This is a genomic window from Corallococcus sp. AB049A, from assembly GCF_003668885.1.
Taxonomy (GTDB): domain Bacteria; phylum Myxococcota; class Myxococcia; order Myxococcales; family Myxococcaceae; genus Corallococcus; species Corallococcus interemptor.
Genome location: NZ_RAWL01000775.1, coordinates 1 through 1,679 on the forward strand (window position 1 = coordinate 1; position 1,679 = coordinate 1,679).

Here is a 1,679-nt window from a genome sequence, read left to right on the forward strand (position 1 = left end):
GGGACGAGCGCGGTGGGGGCGGGGGCCCAGCGGAAGGCGTCTCCCGCACGCTCCCGGGTCGCCTGGGAGACGAGCACCGGCACCCCGAAGCCCTTGGTCAGCCGCTCGATGCGGTTGGCCAGGTTCACGGTGTCGCCAATGGCCGTGTACTCCAGGCGCCGGAACGGAGACCCGATGTTGCCCAGGACGACGGGCCCGGAGTGGACGCCCACGCCCATGCGAAGGCCGGCCTCGCCCCGGGCGGCCCGCTCGGCGTTGACGGCCTCCAGCTCCCGCACCATGTCCAGCGCGCACCGGGTGGCGCTCCGGGCGTGGTGGGCGTCCGGCAGCGGGGCGCCGAAGTACACCATGAGTGCGTCCCCGATGAACTTGTCGAGCGTCCCGCCGTGGCGGAACACCACCTCCACCATGCGGCCGTAGTACTCGTTGAGGATGGTGACCACCTGCTCGGGCGGCAGCCGTTCGCTCAGGGCGGTGAAGTCGCGCACGTCCGCGAAGAGGACGGACACCTCGCGCAGCTCCGCGACGGGGGAGTCGCGGTCCTGGAGGCGCTCGGCGACGGCGGGGGAGAAGTAGCGGCCCAGCCGGGCGCGCTGGAGCTCCTCCTGGGTGACGGCGGCGGACAAGAGGCGGATGCGCGTCAGGAGCCGGGAGGCGCCCGCGGCCGTCATGGCCAGCATCACCGCGCCGGCCACCTGGGCCCCCGCGCCGATGCCGGCCTCCTGCTGGAGCCTCACCTCCGCGAGGATGGCGATGACCGTGACAATCAGGGTGACGGGCCGCCGGAGGCTCAGCGCGGACAGCAGCACCAGCGCGGCGAAGATGCCCAGCGTGAAGCCGGCCACGCCGCCCGGGGACGGTGACACCGGGAGCGCCAGGTGCTGCAGCCAGTAGACGGCGGGCACGTCCACGAACGCGACGGACAGCGACGCCTGGCGGGCGATGCGCGCGGAGGCCGTCACCGCCACGGCCACGATGGTGGTGCACACGAGGTAGAGCGTGAAGGGCGCCAGGTAGACGTCCCAGTCGTGCAGCTCGCGCACGCGGCCCAGGTACACCGCCATGGAGAAGAGCACGCCCACCGCGCCCAGCCGGACCCAGGCCAGGTGCCGTCCATTGGATTGGCGCTCCATGTCGAGCGCGCGCCGCACGGACTCCTGCAGGGTGTCGCTGGGCGTGGCGCTGGATGGCATGGACGTGGGCCCCCCGGGCCGAGGGATGCATCGGTCAGGAACAGCGAGGGCGCCATCTTGCACCGACAGTGTGCGCAACGCACGTCGGGCGCTCCCGGAAGGCCCGGTGGAACACAGAGTTGGCGCGGAAACAGCCTGACAGGGTAGACGCTGGAGGCATGTCCGTGCGGTCCGTCGCCTCCTTCCTCCGCGCCGCTTCGGGGCGCCTGGCCCTCGGTGCCCTGCTGGGGCTGCTGCTCTTCGCCGCCGAGACGGTCTGGCTGCTCAAGGCGGGCGTGGTGGGCGTGGACATCCCGCTGGATGGCCCCTACGCGGCGCTGGCGGCGGCGGTCCGGCCGCTCCTGCCGGGCGTCATCCTGCGCGTGGCCAGCGTCTACATGGTGGCGGGTGGCCTGCTGGCGCTCGCCGCGACGGTGCTGGCCTCCGCCTGGACGCGGCGGGGCGGGTGGGTGGCGCTGGCGCTGATGGTGCCGCACTGGGTGGTGC

At 73.3% G+C, this 1,679-nt stretch carries 1 protein-coding gene and 1 pseudogene; one reads left to right on the forward strand and one right to left on the reverse strand.

Features of this window, described 5'->3' with window-relative positions:
* A partial coding sequence (locus tag D7X55_RS39275; protein WP_147470420.1) for an adenylate/guanylate cyclase domain-containing protein occupies nt 1-1,193 on the reverse strand: 1,193 nt, incomplete at its 3' end.
* A 158-nt stretch (nt 1,194-1,351) separates the two neighbouring features.
* Here D7X55_RS39275 and D7X55_RS39280 point away from each other — a divergent pair.
* Nucleotides 1,352-1,679, forward strand: a pseudogene (locus tag D7X55_RS39280) (sulfatase); the annotation flags it as partial.